Consider the following 19,549-nt stretch of genomic DNA (forward strand, 5'->3'; position numbering starts at 1 on the left):
CCGAACACAGAAGTTAAGCTTCTTAGCGCCGATTGTAGTGAAGGGTTTCCCTTTGTGAGAGTAGGACGTCGCCACGCAAGTTAACCTTATATCAAATATTTGATATAAGGTTTTTTTTTGTTTAAAAGTAACGGGATCAGCGATGAGTCTGCCAAAAACATGGTGCAAAAAATTTAGGTGACTTAAAATAACTTTTTTTGCGAAAAAATGATACACTGTTTATGAAGAGTTTTTAGGAGGGATAGTATGACTGAGGAGCTTAAAAAAGAACAGGATCCAGTAGACAATGAACGTAACGAAACGTCGTCGGCAGTTCCATTTACAGAAATCAAAGAAGTCGCTTCAAAAAATATTGGTCAGATGCTTCAAGACCTGCAAGCGTTCGAAACAGCGATTGAAAAGGAAGACATTCCGGAGATTTATCGAATCTACAATGGCCGCCTGCACAAAGAATTGAAAGAAACATCCAATCAAAATCATGAAATCGATGAGTTGCTGGCGCGGAAAATCCATGACAGTTTTGTCGCTACTTTTCCATTCATGATACATGCCGATCGAATTTCACCTACGGTTCATTATTATAAAATAGGTGAATACTACCATGAACGTCCGACAATTGGCATTGATGCCAGTGTTCCAGAAATCTTTGTGATTCCTGCTATTGATGATGAGTGGCGTAAATTTCAACGCGGCAATCGTGATATGCTGACAGCCATTGAACAACAGATGGATAATTTAGACGCCAAAGCCATTGCGGCTCAATCCGAGATTCAAAAACTGCAAGAGGAGATCGATCGCATTAAGCGTAGTGAAAACGAGTTGTCAGAATCAAAAGGATTTTTTAATCGCGGAAAAATCGATGAGGAATTAGAAGCATTAGTCCAAGAACGAAAAAAAGTAGAAGCGAAACAAAAAGAATGGTCTCGCTATTCCCAAAACGAACAAGACGTGCTTCTTGAAAAAGAACGATTAATGCAGCAATATCACGCCTTGCGCTTAAAAAAGGCAATCGTCGAAAAAGAATTTCGTCAAATCGATCACTATTTTGGTTCGTTGCAAGAGATGAACGAACGATTGCAAGCTTTCTTAATGAGCTATCTAGGAGAGGAGTCGATCGCAGATGAATAATGAGGAAGAAAAAACGCCCCTAATGAAAGAACAAACAGAAGATGGGATTCGCGAAACAGCTACGTCAAAGAGCGAACTGGAAATAATGGAAACAAATGAGTGGGCAACCGCCGCTGATGAACTAAAAACAGTTGAAATAGAATCGGATGAGCTTGAAGCAACGGCAATTGATCAGGAAGACTTGTACCAACAATCTGCTGAAGAAGGCCATAGCGAAAGGCTAATCATTGACTCTACAGAGTCTGCAGAGCTTGAAATACCTGAAGCACCTGAAGCACCTGGAGAACCTGGAGAACCTTATGATGAATACTATGAAACGAAAGAAAGCGATCACCAAAGAATTGAAAGCTTGATTGAACAAGCAGAAATTGAATTAGCAGATTTGCGCTTACGCAAAGCCATTATGGAAGCTGATTTTGATGAATTATGTCATCACTACCAAACATTGATCATTGGCAACCAGGATATTTCAATTATCGCAAAAAAGACGTTACTGGAATACTATGCTTATGAATTCTTGAAACCCTTGCGATCGATTGGATTGATGCCAACCGACAACTACGATGTTTGGAAAACAAAGCACTTCTTGGTGAAGTTTCAATTGAATGAGGAAAAAGCAATGGATTTATATTTTAAATTAAATCCGATCAATTCTCAATATGAATCACAGTACTTGCCGCTACTCACGATTTATTCTGACACACGAGAAGTGCGGGTCAACGACCATCAAATCTTATATCTATTGCGGCAATGGTATACAGATAAAATATTTACGGTCAATCAATTGTCACTGTTTAATTACGATATCAATTTACTCTTAACTCATTTTCGCGCATCTTCATTTATGGTTTCACCAAGTCTCATTGATAATACGCAAGAACTTGCAGTGGATTTAGAGACTGAGTTTCCGATCACAACAGACATTTTGGACCAAATCTTTATTACTACGATGGAAAATCAAGGCTATGATTTTGTCAAAGCAGAGTATGAAGACTATGAGATCTTCTTAGATAAAAAACAACGCTTGACGATTCGGATGGCTGATGATCGGACCCATTTGTTTATTGATTCAGATCGAAGAAAACGTTCCTTGTTAGATTTCTTCACTTCTTACGAATTTTTAGTTCCATTAGTAGTACCTAGTTATTCGCATTAAACAAGCATAAGAGCTAAAATAATCATTAAGGTTATTTTAGCTTTTTTTAGGAGAGGAGAATGATGTAATGTTGAATCGTGCGATCGGATTTTATGAGGGAATGCCTTTAGATAACAGTAATGTTTTTCAAACGAAAGATTTGGACATGCCTTCAATAGGAGCAAATGATCTATTGATAAAAGTTGAAGCCGTATCGGTCAATCCCATTGATGCGAAGCGTCGCCAAACGACGACCAAATCTGGTCATTTCGTGATCCAAGGATATGATGCTTGCGGAATCATTGAAAAAGTTGGCGATCAGGTCACAGAATTTCAAGTGGGCGACCCGGTGATGTACAGTGGAACAACACAGCGAGACGGGGCGAACCAGAAATATCAAGCGGTGGATGCACGCTTAGTAGCGAAAGTCTCTTTAGAAAATTTAGCGGAATGGGCAGCATTGCCTTTAACAAGTATCACTGCCTGGGAACTTCTATTTGAGAAATTTGGGTTGATTCCTAAAGAAAAAGCCAATCAAGGAAAACTATTGATCATCAATGCAAGTGGTGGAGTGGGATCGATTGCCGCCCAGCTGGCACATTGGTCCGGGCTTGAAGTATATGGCACTGCCAGCCCCACAAATCATGAATGGCTAGATAAAAATGGGGTAGCGCACCCACTCGATTACCATTACCCGCTACAAGATCAGGTTGAAACCACCTTTGACTATATTGCTGTCTTTTATGACATTTCCGATTACATCGATCAATTTGCTCAATTGATCCGCCCATTTGGTAAAATCGGAATGATCGTTAATACGCGCGGTCCATTAGATCTTAACCCATTTAAAAATATCGGAGTGGACTTTTACTGGGAATATATGTTTGCAAAAACCGATTATCAAGTGGATTTGGCTAGTCAAGGAGCGATCTTAAAAAAAATTGTTGATCTAGTCAATGAACAAAAAATCCATTCTACGATCACCACCTGTTTTGAAACAGGCCTGACGATCGAAAATTTGATTGAAGCAACCGCATTAGTAGAAAAAGGCAGTCCAGGGAAGGTAGTCATCTCCGGAGGATTCCATGAGTGAGGAACAAGAATTTTGGGATGATTTTGCGGCAGAATATGCAGAGATCCAGCAAGAATCACAATTAACGATTGCTGAGGATCTAGCAACATTTTTAAAGACAAACGGAATTTTGCCAATAAGCTCTTTTGTTGATTTAGCTGCGGGAAGTGGCCGCTATATTCCAGCGATTTTACCTGATACAAAGCGTTATTTGGCCATTGATTTTTCAGTGGAAATGTTGAAAGCAGCTAGACGTTATGTAAAAGATCCTCAACAAAAAGTAGACTTTCGACTGCAAACACAAGCAGAGTTTCTTGCTGATAAGATCACCTATCCCTTGATATTTACTGCAATGAATCCAGCGTTGACCGAGAAAGATCAGCTGATTTCTCTGGTAGAAAAAAGTCGTCGCTTATTGATTTTGCGGATCGTTCGGACCAAAGAAAATATCTTTCAACCACTGGAACAGAACGATCACAAAGATGAAAAGCTACTTTCTGTCTATAAGAAATGGCTTCTGGAAGAACAAATCAGTTTTTCTACTCATCTTTTTTCTTATGCTTATGAAGAAATCATTGATCGGGAATTTTTTTACCGCTATTTTCAACTGGATATTCCACAGTCAGAATTGCTGCAGCTAAGCCGTTCCCTTTTTAGAGAAAAGAAAAAAGCAATTAGTAAGACGGAGATCGATTATGAACTCCTAATCGTTTGAAGGCAAGCAGTTGTCCTGTATATTCAGGGACAGCTGCTTGCCTACTAGTGTCTATTAGCCTATCCCTAAATAGAGATAGCCGATTGAACCGATTATGAATAAGTAAAGGATATTCACCATATAGAACTTGTGTTGGAATCTTTTTTGTTCTTGAGGGAGAGCTTGCTTGATCAATTTGTAACCAATCAAATTCGCTAACGAAGCAATCAATGTGCCCAAGCCACCCACATTTACCCCCAACAAAACAGCTTTCTTGTAGGTTGTAAAAGGAGCAATCAGAATCGCTGCTGGGACATTGGAAATCACCTGAGAAAGGGTGATGCTGCCTAAAAAGGCTTGTTGTTCTTTTTGGAAGAAGGGTTGGATCATTTCAATCAACTTGTCTTGTTCGTTGATATTTCCGATAATCACAAAGAAACAAGCGAATGTGACTAAGAGACGGTAATCCACTGAACGAAAGAGCTCTTTTTGAAAAAAATAGACCACGAATGCTACGATCGATGCCGAGAGGACGAAAGGAACGACATGAAAGATTCCCAAAATCATCAGTGCCATTAAACCAAGATAAAGTACCATGTATTTTTTCTCAAAAAAATGCGTGGTTTTTTTGATGATGAGAGGGGATGCTGGCAATAATTGAATGGATCCTACTAACAGAGTTAATGATAGGACAACCATCATACCTGTCGTTTGCAAAAAAGTAGTCAAAGGTAAATTATAAAAAGAAAACAAGAAGAGATTTTGCGGATTCCCAAAGGGAAATAAACTGCTGCCTAAATTAGCGGCTACAATCAGGTAAACTGCGCCGAGAAGAACGCTTTTTTGTTCCTGAATGCCTTTGGTGATCAGAAGATACATAGGTAGTAAAGTCAGGATCGCCACATCGTTCGTTAGTACCATCGAGCTGAAAAAACTTAATAAAACAATCGTTCGAATCAGTGCTCGGAGAGAATGACTCTTAGAGAGCAAACGTTGACCAATGAAATTCAACAAACCGGCTTTTTCAAGCCCATTAATAGTCAGCATGAGACCAAACAAGGTCAAAATCACTTGAAAATCAATAAAGTGGACATCAAAACGTCCAAATGAACTCGCAACAAGCGCCAAAAAGAAAGAAATCGAAAATAATAAATCGCTTTGGAAAAAGAAGAATATTTTTTTAACATGCGTGCTCCTTTCTTTCAAATTTTACCATGGACTCTTTTAGAGAAGCAAAGAAATATTCTCGGTTTTGACATATACTGTGAAATCCTATCGCTCAATATGGTTGACAAACGAAGCGTTTATTGGGAAATTAGAACTAGAATGAAAAAGGAGCAGAATCGATGAATTTGATGCAACTATTAGAAAAAAATCAGCAAGTCCATTTTCAGATATTGACCATCTTCTTTCAGCATGGTTCAGAAATTTCCTATAAAACTCTTGCAAATAAGTTATCCATTTCTTCACCGACGCTCCAAAAGGAGATTCAGCATTTGAGTGACAATCTTTCTGTTTTCCATGCAGAGGCATTGTTAGAAACAAAAGAGAATGATCGTTTGCATTTAACATTACCGCTTGATTTTTCTATTCAGCATTTTTTTTATGCGTATTTATCAGAAGCGGTGGATTTTCAAATTATTGAATATCTCTTTTTCCATCGCGAAGGATCGACAACGAAACTCATGTTGGATTTGACGCTTAGCGAGGCCTCGCTTTTTCGTCATTTCAAATCGATCAATCACTTGTTGGAGGAATTTAGTCTTCAATTGAAAAATAAGAAACTGATCGGCGATGAGCGCCAAATCCGCTTTTTCTTTTATTCGTTTTTTTCGCAGAGTTATCCGTTAGCAAAAATCAATGAAACCTTTAAGAGTCCAGCTATTCGAAACTTGATTCGGGTGATTGAACAGCAACTTGGCTTATCAATTGATCCACGGAATAATTGGAAATTGGTCTTATGGTTTGGTTTGATGGAAGCCCGTTTCGATTTTAGGAGTTCCCAGCAACATGAGTCATCGAAAGGCCTCTTAAAACAAGTAGAAAATGATCCTACTTTTCAAGTGCTACGAAATATTTTAGGACGTTATCTCAGCCGTTTTGCCATTTCGTGGAGTGACTACGAAGCTGTTTACCTCTATTTGTTTTTGATGATGGAAGGATTAGTAGTCATGGATCACCAGCAGGACACTGATTCGGAATTTATGCTAGATTTAGCCGCTGAGAGTCAAGTATTGATGAAAACTTTTGCGGATGAATCTCTTGATATACAAGTTCATTATCCAGAAATCAGTCGTTTTTTAGCAATCATCGTTCTTAGAGCACGCTACTTGAAGGGCTCGTTGACTTCATTTGCCGATTTTCCTCCGCATTTTTTGCGGGGAACCATCACGGAAGTAGCGAATCAAGCAGTTGAAACATTGGCACAAGCCACTGGGCCTTTTTCTGAGGAGAAACAGAGAAAGCTCATCCATGATTTGTCGTTTGTTATTGAATGGTTGCAAGAGAAACAACAAAAAGAGCTGAAAATCGGTGTTCTGCTGTCTCAAAATCAATTACGTACGGATGTTTTGCGGCGGTTTTTGGCCAAACAGCTTTCTGGATATCCTTACATGCAGGTGGAAACTGCACAATCAACCGATTATGATCTGCTGATTGTGGATCAACCGCAGATTGCCGAAAACTATCACTACAAAAAGCTCCTGGTCTTGACAGGTGTGATCGATCGTTTTGAAGAGCAACGGCTGCATCAAGTGATTGATGAAATTCGAAGGGAAAATCTTGAAAGTGAGTTGGAGAAGTTATGAGGATTGTCATTATTGGAGGCTCTCATGCTGGTATAGCAGCAGCCCGTCATTTAAAACAGATGGATGATAAAATTGAAGTGATCATCATTGAAAAATCCAATGTATTGGGCTATATCGCTAGCAGTTTGAACTTAGTATTAGAGGGATATATTGAGCGTCTAGAAGATTCCCGCACTGCTACTGCCAGTGAATTACTGTCAGAAGGGATCAATGTGATGCTCAATAGCCGCGTCGTAAAGATTGCAGCGGCAGAAAAAAACGTTTCTTTTGAAACATCAACGGCTAGTTGTGTCGAAAAAGACACGATCTCATATGATTATTTGATTTTAGCTATGGGGTCCAGTAATTTTCGGAATGCTTTTACGGAAGAAGTCAAAGAGCACATTACCACGTACAAAACGATTGCCCAGTCTCGAGCAGCTCTGAGCAAAGTACAGGAAGCCAAGAAAGTGGCCATTGTGGGTGCCGGTCTGATAGGTTTTGAATTAGCGGAATCACTAAGTGGACAGGATAAAGAGGTCTTCTTGATTGATCGGATGGATACTTTGCTTTTCCGCTACTTCGACCAAGAGATTTCTCAGATTTTGATCGAACGTTTTCCAGAAAATTTACAAATCTATCTGAACAGCAGCGTGGTCGCAGCAAAACAAACTACGAACGGAGAGCTGGCGGGAATTGAACTTGCCAATGGCACTTTTTTGCCAGCGGATATCGTTGTCTATGCAGTCAATCCAAGACCGAATGTTGACCTGGTCGCTGACTTTCTGAAGTTGAACCCAGATGGGACGATCGACACCAATGAATTCTTGCAAACTTCCGATCCAAGCATTTATGCTGTCGGCGACTTAGTCTCGATCCCATTCAATCATTCAGACAGTTCACTCTATGTACCGCTGGTGACCAATGCGTATAGAACCGGTATCGTCGCGGCAACAAATATTTTGTCTGCAAAAAAAATCCCTTTTCCTAAAATGCAGCGCACAGTGGTCAGCAAGCTCTTTGGATATTTTGTGAGCAGCTCTGGAATCAATGAAACGGAAGCACCTTATTATGGCTTTGACGTCGATTCTGTCACACGTACGTTCCATGCACGTACGTTTTTCGAAGTAGAAAATAATTTTGAAGTGACATTGAAACTGGTATTTGACAAGGAAACACGAGTAATCATGGGAGGGCAGATCATTACAAGCGATCGCGGCAGTTTGGAGATCATCAATACGGTCTCTACGTTGATCACATCTTACATGACTCTTGATCAATTGGCTACGATGGATTACTTTTTCAATCCAACGATATCTTTTCCGCTGCACTTTTTGAATCAATTGGCCATCGAAGGTCTCTTGAAATCTCATGTGAATTAAATGTGTTATATATTAAAAGTTTTTTTATTCGATAAACCTACGTTAAGAGTAGGTTTATCTTTTTTTTTTGCAAAAAGCCTTGTCATTAAAAGCGGAATCGCTTAAACTAACTAGAGAGAATGAGAATCGTTCTCATTAGAAAGGGTTAGTATATGAGAAAAATGAGTCTGGCCATTTTGCTTCTCTTGTTGATCACTGGGTCTTTATTTGTGGGCGCACATGACATGTCTCTAGCTGGTTTAATGGCAGGAGAAGAGAGTCATTGGATGATATTGCTGAAAGTACGCGTTCCTCGTACGATTAGTCTCTTGCTTGCAGGGGCTGTCATGAGCTTATGTGGAAAAATCATTCAGCATCTGATGCAAAATAAATTTGTTGCAGCAGACGTGATCGGTTTGACTGACAGTGCCCGCCTAGGGATCTTGATCGTCATGTTATGGCTGCCCAATGCATCTGGACTCCTGCGAACAACCGCTGCTTTCTTATTTTCTTATGCGGGGGTTTTGCTATTTTTATGGCTAAGTCGCTTGATCCCTAAGAAAGATCCGATGGTTTTGCCTTTAACGGGTGTGATGTTCGGGAATGTGATTGGCGCAGTCAGTTCCTTTCTTGCATACCGCTTTCAACTTGTGCAAAATGTTTCTTCCTGGTTACAGGGGAACTTTGCTACCGTGATCGAGGGCAATTATGAATTGATTTATCTGACACTACCAATTTTTGCTCTTTTGTATTTCCTTGCCTATGAAATAACGATTGCCGGGTTAGGAGAGACAGCTGCAAAAAATCTTGGCATCAACTACCACGTTTTACGCTTGCTCGTATTTGCACTGGTTGCTTTTGCCAGTAGTGTGGTCTTGCTTTTAGTAGGCAGTGTTCCATTCCTTGGTGTGATCATCCCTAATATCGTTGCTTTATTTGCAGGAGACCATGTTCGAAACAACCTTTTTCTGATCAGTTTTTCCGGCAGTGCCTTTTTGCTCTTGTGTGATTTGCTAGCAAGGATTTTAATAGCCCCATATGAATTGCCGGTCAGCGTTGTAGCAGGAACGATTGGCGGTATTAGCTTTCTAGTCTTATTGATGAGGAGAAAAATGGTATGAGAATTATCCGGCGTTATATGTTCTTGTTCATACTCATCGGGATAGCTGTTGGCGCATACCTTACCTACAATACATATGGCAATTGGTCCTTCGCACTGCAATTACGGGGAAAGCGAATAGTGGCCTTTGGCTTAGTAGCAATAGCTGTCTCGTTTAGCACGATCACTTTACAAACACTGACACAAAATCGGTATCTGACTCCCGGTATCTTAGGATTGGATCAATTATATGTGCTGATCCAGACGATACTATTTTTCTTCTTAGGAGGAATCCGCATGTTGAGTCAGGAAACACCTTTCGTTTTTTTGTTTTCGATTTTAGCTACCGGGACATTAAGCAGTGTCATCATTCAGACCTTTTATAAAAAAGCCAATAATCAATTGTTTCTATTACTGATGGCGGGAATGATCAGCGGTACTATGTTCACTAGTATCAGTTCATTTCTTCAAGTCATCATGGATCCCAATGAATATGATTTGTTGCAAGGGCGTCTATTTGCAAGTTTTAGCAATGTCAATAGTCAGCATTTATTACTGGCTGCTGGAATTATTTTAATTGGGCTGATTGGATTATCGCTATTGATTCCAGAATTGAATGTTATGGTCTTGGGTGTTCGAAATGCAAAAAGTTTAGGCCTATCGGTTTCAATGATCCAGAAGAGTTGTCTTTTCTTGCTGTCTTTATTATCGGGGACTGCTACTGCTTTAGTAGGACCATCCGTCTTTTTAGGATTTGTCGTGGCAACGATTGCCTATCAGTTATTTCCAACATATAAACATGGCACATTGTTTGTTGGATCAGCACTTTTAGGGTTTTTATTACTAGTCGGCGGCCAATTTTTTGTTGAGCAAGTCTTTCAATGGAACACAACGATCAATACAGTGATTCAATTTTTAGGCGGAATCTTCTTTTTAGGAAAACTAGTCAAAGAAAGGAAAGGACAATGATTGAAACAAAAGGAATCGAAAAGAGTTATCAAGACAAGCGCGTGTTGACTGATTTGTCCTTGCAGTTGCCGGAAAATCAATTGATTGCCTTTATTGGTCCAAATGGTGCCGGAAAAAGTACATTGCTTTCGATTATCAGCCGCATGTTGGAGCAGACTACTGGAGAAGTTTATTTCAAAGAAAAGGAGATTCGACAATGGCGTTCGAAAGAATTAGCTAAGAATCTCGCTTTTTTGCAACAGAGTAACGGTTTTACGGTTGATATGACCGTAGAAGAACTGGTGTCTTTTGGTCGGTTTCCCTATAATCGGGGACGATCAACGCCAGAAGATGAACAAATCATTTCAGAATCATTAACACTTTTATCTTTAGAATCATTTCGGCAACGCTCGATCCATGCATTATCTGGTGGGCAGCTTCAACGGGTCTATTTGGCGATGATTCTTGCCCAAGATACCGAGTATATCCTTTTGGATGAACCGCTGAATAATTTGGATTTGAAACATGCCAATCAGTTGATGCACTTATTGGAGAAATTAGTCAAAGATCATGGGAAAACCGTATTGATCGTATTGCATGACATCAACTTTGCTGCCAGATATGCAGACCATATCGTAGCGATGAAAGAAGGAAGTTTGTTCAAAACAGGCACAGTTGCAGAAGTGATCCAAGAGCCTGTTTTAAAAGAACTTTATGACTTAGAAGTTAAGATAGTCGAAGTGGATGGACAGCGCTTTTGTTATTATTTTAATTAAGAGACCATAGGAGGAGTATATGAAAAAAATAGTATTTAGTTTGGCTGTATTGGTAATGATCACGGGGTTAGCAGGATGCGGCTCTCAAGAAAAAGGAGAGTCAACAAGTGCCTCAACGGCTGCAGCGGCGCCTGCCGAAATCGAAGTGACAGATAGTAATGGCAAAGTGACTGTGCCATTTTCACCAAAAAAAGTCGTTGTTTTCGATAACAGTGCACTTGATACAATGGATGCTTTAGGCGTAGGAGATCGTGTTGTAGGAGCTGCTACGAGCAATATGCCTGACTATTTAAAGAGTTATGCTGCGGTTGATTCTGCAGGTGGTATCAAAGAACCTGACTTAGAAAAAATCAATCAGATCCAACCTGATTTGATCATTATCTCTGGCCGCCAAAGAGACTTTCAAAAAGATCTGGAAGCAATTGCACCAACGATTTTTCTAAGTGTAGACAACGAAAACACTTGGTCATCGATCGATAACAACATTCAAACTATTGCCCAAATCTTCGGAAAAGAAGAGGAAGCCAAGAAACAGTTGACTGCTCTGCAAACAAGAATCGCGAATCTTTCTGAAACTGCAGAAGCCAGCAAGGAAAAAGCATTAGTTGTCATGATGAATGAAGGTAGTCTTTCTGCCTTTGGTTTGGGATCAAGATATAGCATTGTTTATGATACATTTGGGTTTACGCCAGTCGATGATACATTAGAAGCATCGACTCATGGGCAGAATATTTCTTATGAATATTTACTGGAAAAAAATCCCGATATTATTTTTGTTATTGATCGTACAAAAGCAATCGGTGGGGATACAAGCCAGAGTACGTTGACTGAAAATGAATTGGTTCAGCAAACAACTGCTGGAAAAAACGGGAAAGTGATCGAATTAAATCCGCAAGTTTGGTATTTAGCAGGATCTGGGATCGAATCATTGGACATTATGTTGTCTGATGTTGAACCGGCTGTTGCAAAAGATTAAAGGCTTGTTATCGAATAAGGATGGCTTAAATGAGAAACAGTTGCGAATGTTGGATGTTCGCAACTGTTTTTGTATTGAAAACAATTTATTCAATTTAAACCAAATTTAGTTTTTTTCAGGTATGCTAGGTTCAAAGGGAAGGAGCGGATTCCGAAATGCACAAATATTTGCTGGCGGCTGCCTTAGGTTTAGTACTGTTAATAGGGGGATTATTTCTTCGGGTGAACCTGATCCCGATCGCAGACTTTGAGCTATTGACTTTGGCAGAAAAAATTACATTACAAACAGAGGTGGGGCTCGCGCCAAAGTGGGGGACAGTCTTAATGGGCAGCGGATTAGCTATTTTGTTGTTGGTTTTCATTTCCTATTATTGGCCCTCCAAACCGGGGCACAAAAACTATTTGGTCGGTGCGGGTTTACTTGCGCTTTGGATAATCTGCGTAAAGATGATTTTTTTCCCGCCTCAAAAGGAATGGGTCGAAGGGACGGTCATGAAAGTCTATGAGGATGGGTATGCATGTTTTCAGACGAAGAAAAACGCGGAATCACGTTATTCATCAGATTTTGGTCTGTATTATTTCGAAAGCAGCGACAGTTGGCAGCTTCGAGAAGGACAGCAGATCAAAGTTTTAACAGAAGGTGGGAGTTTCATAAAATTTGATGAAGTGTTTTTACCGGTAATTGATGTTCAACCGTTAGCGGATGTTTCTCGGTCTCAAGACTGAATTAAAAAAAGAATCACAGATTTACTTTACCTGTCGTAGTAATTGATTTATAATTATTACGACAGGTAAAGTAATTTTAAGGAGGGGATCGAGTGATATCCAGCGATGGAATTCGGGGATACAATGATGCAATCATCTTATCGATTCTTTCCAAAGATGATTCCTATGGATACGACATTTCAAAACAGATACGTGAAAAAACAGATTCGCTCTATATCATTAAGGAAACAACATTGTATTCTGCATTCACACGTTTGGAAAAACAAGGATTGATCCGCTCGTATCCTGGAGAAGTGACTCATGGAAAGAAACGCACCTATTATCAAATCAGTGAGGCAGGAAGAGAATTTTTAGAAGTAAAAAAACAAGAGTGGCAGCAAACAAAAATTGTTGTTGAGCGCTTTTTACAAGGAGGAGCAAAATGAAAACCATCCGGGATTATTTAGATAGTTTGTTTTTGAATGTACCCACCACGCCAGAAACAAAGAAAGCCAAAGAGGATTTGGCTGCGATCATGGAAGACCATTACCATGAATTGATTGAACAAGGAAAAAGCGAGCATGAAGCAATCGGGGCTGTGATCAGTGAATTTGGATCAATTGATGAGTTGCTTCAAGAACTGCAAGTAGCGCAGTCAGAAGATACTGCAGAAGAAGCCTGGTTAGATGCTATTACAATCGATGAAGCCTTTGATTTTTGGGGGAAGATTCGCCGTTTTGCCTTCTCACTTTCTTTAGGTATTGCGTTATGTATCGCTTCTCTTGGAATATTTCTCTTTTTTGCCAATGAAATCGATAGTGGCTTAGGACTATTAGTCATGTTCATGTTTGTTGCATTGGGCGTGGGCTTTATTATTACCTCCGGCTTGAACTATTCTGCATCAAAACGAAAATTAAACGATCGTCCATTTGATCAAGAAGTAAAACAAGAGGCGCGGAAGCAATTGGAAGATTATGAAAAGAGTTTTCGATTTGGTCTGGTGCTAGGGATTTCTGCATGTATTCTGTCGGTGACACCCTTTTTCTTGATGGAAGCTATTCTTTACATTCCCAGTGGTTTAGCTTTAGGACTGTTTTTTGCGGCAGTTGCATTAGGAGTATTCTTTATCGTCTATGTCAGTATCATCCGCACAGGATTTGCCAAAATGGCCGATGGCGTTTACTTTATTTCTAATGAAGATGAACCCGGACCACGGGCAGCGCAACACATTTATGGAGAATCCGCAGGAAAAGTTCGCTTTTTTAATACGGTTTATTGGCCAGTGATCCTTGTGGTTTACTTCCTCTGGTCATTTTCAACAGGAAGCTGGGCCTATTCATGGGTAATCTTCATCTTGGGTGGGGTTTTTCAAGATTTCTTTTTGCCTCATCAGAAAAATAAGCGCTAAGGAATTTCTTGAAATAGTTTTTGATAAACATCTGAAAGATCCGAGGTTCTGCTAGAGCAGAAGAGGAGTCCTTCAGGTGTTTTTCTTATCGGTTTGGACAAATAAAAACTTTTCACTTTGATGAATTTGACAAAGTGAAAAGTGACTTAAAGTTATTGAGAAAATATCCTTGTAAATGAGAATGAGTAGCCTTGAGGGTATAATTGTTAGAAAAGTGAATATATTTATTTTCCCAGAAATCATTTTAAAATGAAAGTGAAACGCTCATTTATGAGGAGAAATTCATTTTGTTTAAAAAAATGCAAAGAGACTATTGCAATTCCACTGGCTTTAGACTAATAATTAAGAGAGATTATTCTCAAATAATAATTCTAATTGGAGGAATCGCTATGTCATTAATTGGAAAAGAAATTGAGTCATTTGAAGCACAAGCTTATCACAACGGAAAATTTATCGACGTTTCATCTGAAGATTTCAAAGGAAAATGGAATGTGGTTTGTTTTTACCCAGCAGATTTTTCATTTGTATGTCCAACGGAATTAGAAGATCTACAAGGTCAATATGCAGCATTGAAAGAACTAGGAACTGAAGTTTATTCTGTTTCGACAGATACTCACTATACCCACAAAGCATGGCATGATCACTCTGATGCAATCAGCAAGATCGAATACATTATGGTTGCTGACCCTTCTCACACGATCTCTCGTATTTTTGATGTACTGGATGAAGAAAGTGGCCTTTCGCAACGAGGTACTTTTATTATCGATCCTGATGGCGTTGTTCAAACGGTTGAAATCAATGCGGATGGAATTGGACGCGATGCTAGTGGATTGATCGACAAAATTCGTGCTGCCCAATACGTGCGGACACATCCAGGTGAAGTTTGCCCAGCTAAATGGAAAGAAGGAGAAGACACCTTAACACCAAGTCTTGATCTAGTTGGAAAAATATAGGAGGTTGACATGGCTTTAGATAATGGAATTAAAGAACAACTGAAACAGTATCTGGCAATGCTGGAATCTGAAATTGTTTTCGCAGCTAGTCTTGGTACAGATGACGCCTCACAAAAAGTTCGTGATTTCTTAGAAGAAATCGCAGAAATGTCCGAACGTATTACGATCGAAGAAGTAACTGCAGATCGGACACCCAGCTTTACAATTATGCAACCAGGTATCGACAGTGGCATTGCTTTTGCAGGTCTTCCACTCGGGCATGAGTTTACTTCATTTATTTTAGCTTTATTGCAAGTTAGTGGCCGGGCGCCAAAGGTCGAACAAGCGATTCAAGACCGTATCAAACAAATCTCTCAGCCTTTGCATTTTGAGACATATGTTAGTCTGACGTGCCATAATTGTCCGGATGTCGTACAGGCGTTGAATATCATGGCTGTCTTGAATCCGAATATCAGTCATACGATGATCGAAGGTGGTATGTTCAAAGCGGAAGTAGATGCCAAAAAAATTATGGCCGTACCAACCGTCTTTTTGAACGGGGAAGAATTCGCTAGCGGTCGTCAGACGATCGAACAATTACTTGAACAAGCTGCTGGTCCGACTAGCAAAGACTCGTTTGCAGATAAAGATCTGTTTGACGTGTTGGTCGTAGGGGGCGGTCCAGCGGGTGCAAGTGCTGCTGTCTACGCTGCCCGTAAAGGGATCAATACAGGCATGGTGGTGGAAACTTTCGGTGGTCAAGTGATGGAAACATTAGGAATCGAAAACATGATCGGTACACCTTACACAGAAGGACCAAAATTAATGCGTCAAGTGGAAGAACATGTCAATGAGTATAATGTAGATGTCATGAAAGGACAACGTGCCAAAGATATCCGCAAAAATGAATTCGTGGAAGTGGAATTAGAGAATGGTGCTGTTTTGAAAACAAAGACAGCGATCCTTGCCACTGGTGCACGGTGGCGGAACATTAACGTTCCGGGAGAGCAAGAGTTTAAAAATAAAGGGGTTGCTTATTGCCCTCACTGCGATGGTCCGTTGTTTGCTGGTAAAGAAGTGGCAGTTATTGGTGGCGGTAATTCTGGTATTGAAGCAGCGATTGATTTGGCAGGTATGGCAAAACATGTCTATGTATTGGAGTTCTTGCCGGAATTAAAAGCAGACCTTGTTTTACAAAAACGACTAGCAACATTGGAAAACGTGACGGTCATCACCAATGCTGCTACCAAGGAAATTGCGGGTTCCGATCATGTGGAGCAGCTGACTTATGTGGATCGGCAGACAAATCGTGAAGCCACTTTAGCTGTGGAAGGCGTCTTTATTTTGATTGGCTTGATGCCGAATACAGAATGGCTGAAAGATCGAGTGGCTTTGAATGAACGCAATGAAATCATTGTCGACAAACATGGAACTACAGATCTTGCTGGAGTTTTTGCTGCCGGAGATTGTACAGACAGTGCCTACAAGCAAATTATTATTTCGATGGGTTCAGGAGCAACAGCAGCGTTAGGCGCATTTGATTATTTGATTCGCCAATAATCAAATGCGGACTGATCCTTTAAATAGGTACAAGGAATGACTGCAACGCCGTTTACCAATTTGATTCATTTTTGATCCATGATCATTGCAGCTGATGGCTGAACTTCGGTCAAATAGTTGCCAGTTGATTGGGTCTCGATGGATCGATGGCAAATGGCTGTTGCAGTTTTTTTGTCCTGAAAATAACGAGAAATCTCTAACTAAAAAAGGCAGCGATTCAATGAGCTGTGAGAAAACAGGGGAATTAGTCAATTGCTTAAAGATGTTTAAGAATAATTAAAGAAAAACACAAAATTGCGGAATTCAGTTGTCATCATGAGGAACAAAAGGTAACATTCAGGATGAATAAAAATAACGGATAACCTTGTTAGGTGAGGCTCCTATACAAACATAAGCTATTGCGCAGAAACGTCGAAAGACGCCAATGTGTAAAACAGGAATTGTCGGATTAAGGCTCTTCATAAAATAGCTAAGAAGAAATAAATACTACTAATTTGCTTCTTCTTTACGTTGTATAGTGCCAAAACTCGGACGATGAGATTGCTTGCGAAGTCGAACGTCTTGAGAGAAGTTTGGCTTTTTTTCTTTTCTTGAGTATGTTTCAAAACGTAAATGGATAAAATAAATAACGTCTGAAATCACCTGCTCCAAGGGAAGGAGTGGACGATATGAGTAAAAAGAGAAAGATCGATTGGTTACTTATCACAGCTTATTTGCTGTTGAGTATCATCGGTCTTTTAATGATTTATAGTGCAAGTTCTTACCGGTTGATGACTGCTGGGGGTGCACCGGCCGCGTTGTTCCAGCGACAACTGATTTTTCTGCTGTTGAGTTGGGGAATGATTCTTTTGATTCAAAAAACCCGCGTCGAAATTTTGTTAAGCAAAAAGTTAGCTGTGGGACTATTGGCCTTTGGCATTGTCATGTTACTGTTGGCCTACCTGCCATTTTTCGGGGTATCAGTTAACGGTGCTCAGCGCTGGATTTCGATTTTTGGCATTCAGTTTCAGCCTTCAGAAATAACAAATGTCGGTATGATTCTTTATTTGGCAAACTATTTTAAGGACAAACGATCTTTCAATGAATTAAAAAAGCCGCTCTTTCTCTTATTTCTATGTTGTGGGCTGGTTCTAATGCAGCCTAAAGTTGCAGGAGTAATGATTTTACTATTTTTGGCTTTTGTTATGATCACGACTGTTCAAGTGCCAGTCAAAGTCACATTCCTGCTATTTACTGCACTGATTTCCAGTTTATTTCTTTTAGGAGGTGCGGTCCTCTTTTTAGGACAACACGGCTGGTTACCACAATTCTTCATGCATGTATACAACCGGATCCAACTTGTTGGAGATCCATTTTCTGACCCATATGGTCAAGGTTTCCAAATGATTCATTCCTATTATGCATTATTCAATGGCGGATTAAGCGGGTTGGGTTTAGGCAATAGCATCACGAAAAAAGGGTTCTTACCCGTTGCGGAGACAGACTTCATTTTTTCGGTATTGGTAGAGGAGCTTGGCCTTTTGGTAGGGATTTTTGTAATTGGATTATTATTTCTAATTGTGTTGCGCCTGTTTATTCGTTCGGCAACAGCTATTGATTCACAAATAGGCTTGATTCTATTAGGAACTGCCACATTGTTGTTATTGCAAACAAGTATCAACATCGCAAGTATCTTAGGGTTAATGCCTATGACAGGGGTTCCTTTACCATTTATTAGTTATGGTGGCTCCAGTTACTTTATTCTTTCGTTTGCTTTTGGTATTTGCCTCAAATTGGAAAGAGGGAGGGAAGCAAATGAAGTACTTCAAACGACATGAAGTGAATTATGCACTGATTCTACCGGTTTTCTTACTTTTTTTATTGAGTATTGCGGTTCAATATGGTGCCAGTGTGCTGGATGGCATTGATCCGGGACCGGTTGTTGTGCGGCAACTCTTTTTTTGCATCATTGCCGCAATCGCATTGTTTGCGGGCAGTTTACTTTCGACGACTTTTTTATTGCGGTTCTCTGGCATCTTTTATGTTCTTTCTCTAGGATTGATGACATTATTGTACTGGTTTTATGATCCCGTCATGTTTGAGTTGACCCATACAAAACGTTGGATCCGAATCGGCCGTTTCACATTGCAGCCTTCTGAGATTATGAAATTGGCTTTTGTATTGTTTATGGTGTATCTCACACTCTTATATGAAAAAAGACAGATTCAGCGAACAATCAAATCTGACTGTTTCTACATTCTAAAAATAGTGCTTTATAGTTTGCCGACTTTTCTATTGATGTATATGCAACGGGACTTTGGTACTAGTTTGGTTTTCATCGTAATGCTCGGCGCACTATTTGTTATTTCCGGTGTCCATTGGAAACTGTTGACAGTAATTTTTACGGTATTGGCTGTGGTTGGCGGACTGTTATTGCTATTAGTCTTTACTGATTGGGGGAATACGATGTTGTTTCGATTGCATTTTAAACCCTATCAATTGGATCGAGTCAAAGCTTGGGCAGATCCTTTTGCTTATCAAGACTCGATTGCTTACCAACAAGTACAAAGTATGTGGGCAATTGGTTCAGGTGGTCTCCTCGGGGCAAGTGACACGCACATTCCTGTCTACGTTCCTGTGCGTGAATCCGATATGATCTTTACAGTCATCGGAGAATCATTTGGATTTTTAGGCAGTTCATTAGTAATTTTTCTCTATTTTTATTTGATTTATCAGATCATTTTTGCAGCATTGCGGACAAATAATAAAGCCTCGGTCTATCTATCGATCACGTTTGTTTTTGGTTTGGTTTTTCAAATTTTTGAAAATATCGGGGCGGCGATTGGATTACTGCCTTTGACGGGTATTCCACTACCATTTCTGAGTCAAGGTGGGACCTCGCTGATTGCAGTTGGTCTCTCTTTAGGCATTATTTTTGGGCTGGAGAAGGCGTATGCCCCGAAAAAAACTTTCCCAATAAATTAAAGGAGT

19 protein-coding genes, 1 rRNA gene and 1 riboswitch are annotated in these 19,549 nt (G+C 39.9%); of the genes, 18 read left to right on the plus strand and 2 right to left on the minus strand.

Going from position 1 to position 19,549, the window contains the following annotated elements; all coding sequences use genetic code 11:
* The 5 genes from rrf to DVW06_RS02465 all read left to right on the plus strand — a co-directional run.
* Nucleotides 1-77: ribosomal RNA gene (rrf, locus tag DVW06_RS17810) — 5S ribosomal RNA — on the plus strand; the annotation flags it as partial.
* A 169-nt stretch (nucleotides 78-246) separates the two neighbouring features.
* Nucleotides 247-1,128 carry a hypothetical protein gene (locus DVW06_RS02450; RefSeq protein ID WP_003126748.1) on the plus strand — a complete coding sequence of 294 codons (882 nt, stop codon included), beginning with the start codon at nucleotides 247-249 and terminating at the stop codon, nucleotides 1,126-1,128.
* Nucleotides 1,121-2,284: a hypothetical protein gene (locus tag DVW06_RS02455; protein WP_229078523.1), complete on the plus strand. Its 1,164-nt coding sequence runs from the start codon at nucleotides 1,121-1,123 to the stop codon at nucleotides 2,282-2,284. Before DVW06_RS02450 ends, DVW06_RS02455 begins: the two co-directional genes overlap by 8 nt.
* 67 nt (nucleotides 2,285-2,351) lie before the next feature.
* Entirely contained in the window at nucleotides 2,352-3,356 is a 1,005-nt protein-coding gene (locus tag DVW06_RS02460) for a zinc-binding alcohol dehydrogenase family protein (protein WP_003126746.1), read from the plus strand.
* Nucleotides 3,349-4,050: a class I SAM-dependent methyltransferase gene (locus DVW06_RS02465; RefSeq protein ID WP_003126745.1), complete on the plus strand. Its 702-nt coding sequence runs from the start codon at nucleotides 3,349-3,351 to the stop codon at nucleotides 4,048-4,050. Before DVW06_RS02460 ends, DVW06_RS02465 begins: the two co-directional genes overlap by 8 nt.
* Nucleotides 4,051-4,104: 54 nt before the next feature.
* Here the strand turns inward: DVW06_RS02465 and DVW06_RS02470 are convergent, their stop codons facing one another.
* Nucleotides 4,105-5,157, minus strand: a complete 1,053-nt coding sequence (locus DVW06_RS02470) for an SLC13 family permease (RefSeq protein ID WP_238696163.1) — start codon at nucleotides 5,155-5,157, stop codon at nucleotides 4,105-4,107.
* Nucleotides 5,158-5,375: 218 nt separating this feature from the next.
* Here DVW06_RS02470 and DVW06_RS02475 point away from each other — a divergent pair, with 218 nt between their 5' ends.
* From DVW06_RS02475 to ahpF, 11 genes are all read left to right on the plus strand, one after another.
* Nucleotides 5,376-6,836, plus strand: coding sequence for a helix-turn-helix domain-containing protein (locus tag DVW06_RS02475; protein ID WP_137264383.1), 1,461 nt, complete (start codon nucleotides 5,376-5,378; stop codon nucleotides 6,834-6,836).
* Nucleotides 6,833-8,197 carry an FAD-dependent oxidoreductase gene (locus DVW06_RS02480; protein ID WP_003126742.1) on the plus strand — a complete coding sequence of 455 codons (1,365 nt, stop codon included), beginning with the start codon at nucleotides 6,833-6,835 and terminating at the stop codon, nucleotides 8,195-8,197. Before DVW06_RS02475 ends, DVW06_RS02480 begins: the two co-directional genes overlap by 4 nt.
* Nucleotides 8,198-8,349: 152 nt before the next feature.
* Nucleotides 8,350-9,297 carry an ABC transporter permease gene (locus tag DVW06_RS02485; protein WP_003126740.1) on the plus strand — a complete coding sequence of 316 codons (948 nt, stop codon included), beginning with the start codon at nucleotides 8,350-8,352 and terminating at the stop codon, nucleotides 9,295-9,297.
* The gene (locus DVW06_RS02490) at nucleotides 9,294-10,244 is read left to right on the plus strand and encodes an iron chelate uptake ABC transporter family permease subunit (RefSeq protein ID WP_003126739.1); all 951 of its coding nucleotides are present in this window, start codon (nucleotides 9,294-9,296) and stop codon (nucleotides 10,242-10,244) included. Before DVW06_RS02485 ends, DVW06_RS02490 begins: the two co-directional genes overlap by 4 nt.
* Nucleotides 10,241-10,999 (plus strand): iron ABC transporter ATP-binding protein, encoded by a 759-nt coding sequence (locus DVW06_RS02495; RefSeq protein ID WP_003126738.1) that lies wholly within the window; start codon nucleotides 10,241-10,243, stop codon nucleotides 10,997-10,999. Before DVW06_RS02490 ends, DVW06_RS02495 begins: the two co-directional genes overlap by 4 nt.
* Nucleotides 11,000-11,018: 19 nt before the next feature.
* Nucleotides 11,019-11,975, plus strand: a complete 957-nt coding sequence (locus tag DVW06_RS02500; RefSeq protein WP_003126737.1) for a siderophore ABC transporter substrate-binding protein — start codon at nucleotides 11,019-11,021, stop codon at nucleotides 11,973-11,975.
* A 155-nt stretch (nucleotides 11,976-12,130) separates the two neighbouring features.
* Nucleotides 12,131-12,700 carry a hypothetical protein gene (locus DVW06_RS02505; protein WP_003126736.1) on the plus strand — a complete coding sequence of 190 codons (570 nt, stop codon included), beginning with the start codon at nucleotides 12,131-12,133 and terminating at the stop codon, nucleotides 12,698-12,700.
* A 92-nt stretch (nucleotides 12,701-12,792) separates the two neighbouring features.
* Complete coding sequence (locus DVW06_RS02510) at nucleotides 12,793-13,125, plus strand: PadR family transcriptional regulator (protein WP_003126735.1); 333 nt, start codon at nucleotides 12,793-12,795, stop codon at nucleotides 13,123-13,125.
* Entirely contained in the window at nucleotides 13,122-14,087 is a 966-nt protein-coding gene (locus DVW06_RS02515; RefSeq protein WP_003126734.1) for a permease prefix domain 1-containing protein, read from the plus strand. Before DVW06_RS02510 ends, DVW06_RS02515 begins: the two co-directional genes overlap by 4 nt.
* 389 nt (nucleotides 14,088-14,476) lie before the next feature.
* Nucleotides 14,477-15,040, plus strand: a complete 564-nt coding sequence (gene ahpC / locus DVW06_RS02520; RefSeq protein WP_003126733.1) for an alkyl hydroperoxide reductase subunit C — start codon at nucleotides 14,477-14,479, stop codon at nucleotides 15,038-15,040.
* A 9-nt stretch (nucleotides 15,041-15,049) separates the two neighbouring features.
* Entirely contained in the window at nucleotides 15,050-16,579 is a 1,530-nt protein-coding gene (ahpF, locus tag DVW06_RS02525) for an alkyl hydroperoxide reductase subunit F (protein ID WP_021149608.1), read from the plus strand.
* On the opposite strand, the gene DVW06_RS17370 is transcribed toward ahpF, so the two are convergent.
* A complete protein-coding gene (locus DVW06_RS17370; RefSeq protein ID WP_238696164.1) occupies nucleotides 16,580-16,831 on the minus strand; it encodes a hypothetical protein in 252 nt (83 codons plus the stop codon).
* Nucleotides 16,832-16,935: 104 nt separating this feature from the next.
* A riboswitch (M-box (ykoK) riboswitch) is annotated at nucleotides 16,936-17,125 on the plus strand.
* 122 nt (nucleotides 17,126-17,247) lie between these two features.
* Here DVW06_RS17370 and DVW06_RS02530 point away from each other — a divergent pair.
* Nucleotides 17,248-18,396, plus strand: a complete 1,149-nt coding sequence (locus DVW06_RS02530; protein ID WP_021149610.1) for an FtsW/RodA/SpoVE family cell cycle protein — start codon at nucleotides 17,248-17,250, stop codon at nucleotides 18,394-18,396.
* Nucleotides 18,374-19,543 (plus strand): FtsW/RodA/SpoVE family cell cycle protein, encoded by a 1,170-nt coding sequence (locus DVW06_RS02535; RefSeq protein WP_005473279.1) that lies wholly within the window; start codon nucleotides 18,374-18,376, stop codon nucleotides 19,541-19,543. The genes DVW06_RS02530 and DVW06_RS02535 overlap by 23 nt, the downstream gene beginning before the upstream one ends.
* The last annotated feature ends 6 nt before the right edge of the window (nucleotides 19,544-19,549 follow it).

It is taken from the genome of Enterococcus sp. ARL09-542 (assembly GCF_005234805.1).
Lineage (GTDB): Bacteria > Bacillota > Bacilli > Lactobacillales > Enterococcaceae > Enterococcus_D > Enterococcus_D gallinarum.

What these genes read in the sequence shown, in the direction of transcription:
- DVW06_RS02450 (WP_003126748.1), top strand. Translation starts at nt 247, where the DNA reads ATGACTGAGGAGCTTAAAAAAGAACAGGATCCAGTAGACAATGAACGT.
- DVW06_RS02455 (WP_229078523.1), top strand. Translation starts at nt 1,121, where the DNA reads ATGAATAATGAGGAAGAAAAAACGCCCCTAATGAAAGAACAAACAGAA.
- DVW06_RS02460 (WP_003126746.1), top strand. Translation starts at nt 2,352, where the DNA reads ATGTTGAATCGTGCGATCGGATTTTATGAGGGAATGCCTTTAGATAAC.
- DVW06_RS02465 (WP_003126745.1), top strand. Translation starts at nt 3,349, where the DNA reads ATGAGTGAGGAACAAGAATTTTGGGATGATTTTGCGGCAGAATATGCA.
- DVW06_RS02475 (WP_137264383.1), top strand. Translation starts at nt 5,376, where the DNA reads ATGAATTTGATGCAACTATTAGAAAAAAATCAGCAAGTCCATTTTCAG.
- DVW06_RS02480 (WP_003126742.1), top strand. Translation starts at nt 6,833, where the DNA reads ATGAGGATTGTCATTATTGGAGGCTCTCATGCTGGTATAGCAGCAGCC.
- DVW06_RS02485 (WP_003126740.1), top strand. Translation starts at nt 8,350, where the DNA reads ATGAGAAAAATGAGTCTGGCCATTTTGCTTCTCTTGTTGATCACTGGG.
- DVW06_RS02490 (WP_003126739.1), top strand. Translation starts at nt 9,294, where the DNA reads ATGAGAATTATCCGGCGTTATATGTTCTTGTTCATACTCATCGGGATA.
- DVW06_RS02495 (WP_003126738.1), top strand. Translation starts at nt 10,241, where the DNA reads ATGATTGAAACAAAAGGAATCGAAAAGAGTTATCAAGACAAGCGCGTG.
- DVW06_RS02500 (WP_003126737.1), top strand. Translation starts at nt 11,019, where the DNA reads ATGAAAAAAATAGTATTTAGTTTGGCTGTATTGGTAATGATCACGGGG.
- DVW06_RS02505 (WP_003126736.1), top strand. Translation starts at nt 12,131, where the DNA reads ATGCACAAATATTTGCTGGCGGCTGCCTTAGGTTTAGTACTGTTAATA.
- DVW06_RS02515 (WP_003126734.1), top strand. Translation starts at nt 13,122, where the DNA reads ATGAAAACCATCCGGGATTATTTAGATAGTTTGTTTTTGAATGTACCC.
- ahpC (WP_003126733.1), top strand. Translation starts at nt 14,477, where the DNA reads ATGTCATTAATTGGAAAAGAAATTGAGTCATTTGAAGCACAAGCTTAT.
- ahpF (WP_021149608.1), top strand. Translation starts at nt 15,050, where the DNA reads ATGGCTTTAGATAATGGAATTAAAGAACAACTGAAACAGTATCTGGCA.
- DVW06_RS02530 (WP_021149610.1), top strand. Translation starts at nt 17,248, where the DNA reads ATGAGTAAAAAGAGAAAGATCGATTGGTTACTTATCACAGCTTATTTG.
- DVW06_RS02535 (WP_005473279.1), top strand. Translation starts at nt 18,374, where the DNA reads ATGAAGTACTTCAAACGACATGAAGTGAATTATGCACTGATTCTACCG.